General features: G+C 80.2%; 2 protein-coding genes and 1 pseudogene. 1 reads left to right on the forward strand and 2 read right to left on the reverse strand.

Going from position 1 to position 2,445, the window contains the following annotated elements; translation table 11 throughout:
• Positions 1-168 precede the first annotated feature (168 nt).
• Both ACRYR7_RS25170 and ACRYR7_RS25175 read right to left on the reverse strand, forming a co-directional pair.
• On the reverse strand, positions 169-1,080 hold the full coding sequence (locus ACRYR7_RS25170; RefSeq protein WP_432575108.1) for a sucrase ferredoxin: 912 nt from the start codon (positions 1,078-1,080) through the stop codon (positions 169-171).
• Complete coding sequence (locus ACRYR7_RS25175; protein WP_432575107.1) at positions 1,077-2,216, reverse strand: cupin domain-containing protein; 1,140 nt, start codon at positions 2,214-2,216, stop codon at positions 1,077-1,079. Before ACRYR7_RS25175 ends, ACRYR7_RS25170 begins: the two co-directional genes overlap by 4 nt.
• A gap of 94 nt (positions 2,217-2,310) precedes the next feature.
• Here ACRYR7_RS25175 and ACRYR7_RS25180 point away from each other — a divergent pair.
• Positions 2,311-2,445 (forward strand): annotated as a pseudogene (locus ACRYR7_RS25180) (putative immunity protein); the annotation flags it as partial.

Below are 2,445 nucleotides of genomic sequence, written 5' to 3' on the forward strand. Positions count from 1 at the left end.
TGCCCACCTGCCCGCCGTGACGCCTTCCCGCCCAGCGGGCCACCGCGACACCTCCCCCGCCCAGCGGGTCTGGGCGACGACTCCCCCGGCCAGCTGGTGAGCGCACCCCCCCGGACCGCCGGCCGCCGCAGCGCCCGGCCGCACGCCCCGCCCGCAGCGGCGGCGCCGTCAGCGGCGCAGCTCCTCCAGCTCCCACGTGCGGGCCTGCTGCTCGCCGGCCGCCGAGCACGTCAGCCGCTGCGCCGGGGCGCGCCCCTCGCGCAGGTCCACCTCCAGCGGCGCGCCGCCGGCCTCGAGCAGCACCCGCCAGCGCACCTGACCGGCGGGCCCGTCGGGCAGGCGCTCCGCGCGCCGCGGGACGAAGGCGTCCAGGCCGTCCTCGCCCAGGGCCAGGCGGGCGTGGCCCTCCGCGGCCTGCACCACCACCGCGTCGCCGCAGCGCCCGCGCAGCTTGGCCGGCAGCACCCGCCCGGCGCGCACGGCCGCCAGCAGCGCGGGGGCGTCGGCGGGCTCCACGTGCCCGTGCACCGCCCCGCCGGGCAGGGCCAGCACCGTCGCGGCGAAGCGGTCGCCGCCCAGGTGCGAGCACTCCCACACCGCGTGCCCGTCCAGCGCCGCGAGCGCGGTGACCACGGGCCGCCCGCGCACCGCGCAGCACCAGTCCTTGCGCCCGTGCGTGCACACCAGCAGCAGCGGCCCCTCCGCCGCGCTCCAGCCGTCCTCGGCCGCGGCGGCCGCCGCCAGGTCGGCGAGGTCCGCCACGCGGGTGCGCAGCGCGGTGGCGCCGCGGCGGCAGTCGGCCAGGAACAGCCGGCGCGGGCCGCCGGGGTCGCGCCCGGCGGCGTCGGGCCGGCGCACCAGCAGCAGCTTCACTCCGCGGCGGGCGGCCACCGCCTTCAGCGCGGCGGTGAGCTCCTCCCCCAGCCGGGAGGCCGGCAGCGCACCGGCCCCCCACGGCCCGGGCTCCTCCACCAGCAGGTAGCCGCGCACCGCGGTGGCGGTGCCCAGCAGCGGCTCGCGGTCCCCCTGCGCCCGGGCGGCGCAGGAGAACCGCTCGGCGCCGGCGGTGCCAGCGCTCAGCCCGGCCCCGCAGGCAGCAGGACGTTCTCGCGCAGCAGGCGGCGCAGCACGACGAGGGCGTCGCCCTCGTCGACGCCGGTGCCGGCGGCCGCCAGCTCGCCCGGGGAGGTGGCTGGCGAAGCCAGCACGTGCTCCAGCGCCGGGCGCACCCAGCCGGGGAAGGCCACGCGCCGGTCGGGCAGCACCAGCTCCACGCGCTCGCCGGCGTCGGCCAGGCGCACGTTCAGCCCCCGCCGCGGCCGCAGCCGCGTGCCCGCGCCCAGGGAGCGGGCGGTGGCGTCCTGGGCGAGCGCGCCCACCGGCTCGGCGGGCACGGCGCGGTCGCGCCGGCGCTGCACCAGGCGGCGCACGGCGGCCCCGTCCAGCCCGTCCAGCCAGCGCGCGGCGGCGGCGCGGAACGCCTCGACGTCGACGTCCTGGCCGGGCAGCGGCAGCGCGCGGCGCAGGGCGACGTCGTCGCGCCCGGCGGAGGCGACGGCGTCGGAGAGGACGTCGGCCCACGTGGTGGCCAGCAGCCCGACGGTCAGGTGCACCGAGCGCTCCTCGGTGGTGCGCGCCGAGTGCAGCCAGCCGCGCGGCAGGTACAGCGCGTCGCCGGGCTCGAGGACGGTGTCGATGACCGGGGCGCGCCCGGCGACCGGGTCCGGTCCCAGCGCCTTGGACGGCTGGGTCTTCAGCGGCAGCTCCACCGCCGGGGGGTGGATCGTCCAGTGCTTGCGGCCGTCGACCTGCAGCACCACCACGTCGTGGGTGTCGTGGTGGGGCTTGAAGCCCTGCGCGCCCGGCGGGGTGACGTAGACGTTGACCTGGCACTGGTGGCCGAGGTCGGCGGCCAGGTCGGCGCAGAAGGTCGCCAGCGGGGGCCACGTGCGGTGCAGGGCCTGCAGGACGATCGTGGCGCCGTCGGCGAAGGAGCGGGCGACGCCGTCGCTGTCGGGCAGGTCCGAGAGCTGCTGGTTGCCGGCGACGGCGCTGCGGGTGAAGGCGCTGCGCGGCAGGCCGACGCCGTCCTTGACCATCGTGAAGAACGGGGTGCGCAGCGCGCGCGGGCCGAGCAGCTCGTCGACGTCCGCGGTGGACAGCAGGTCGTCGAAGTCGGCGCGGCCGCCCTGCGCGGAGCGCTCGGCGGCGCGCACCAGCAGCGGGCGGGTGTTCCAGTGCTCGGTGGCGATCGAGCCCGCGGCGGCGCCGAAGCACCGCTCCAGGGCCGACGCGCCCGGCGCCGCCCCCGCGAGGGGGGCGGCTCGCCCGCTGCGGGGACCCCCTCGCCACGCCGCGTACGCCGCCGGCCAGGCCGCGTGCGTGCCGCACGTGCCCGAGCACGACCTCGGCGCCGCCGCCTACGCGATCAAGGCGGCACGGGCC

The organism is Kineococcus gurbantunggutensis (assembly GCF_050871925.1).
In the GTDB taxonomy this organism is placed as follows: Bacteria; Actinomycetota; Actinomycetes; order Actinomycetales; family Kineococcaceae; genus Kineococcus.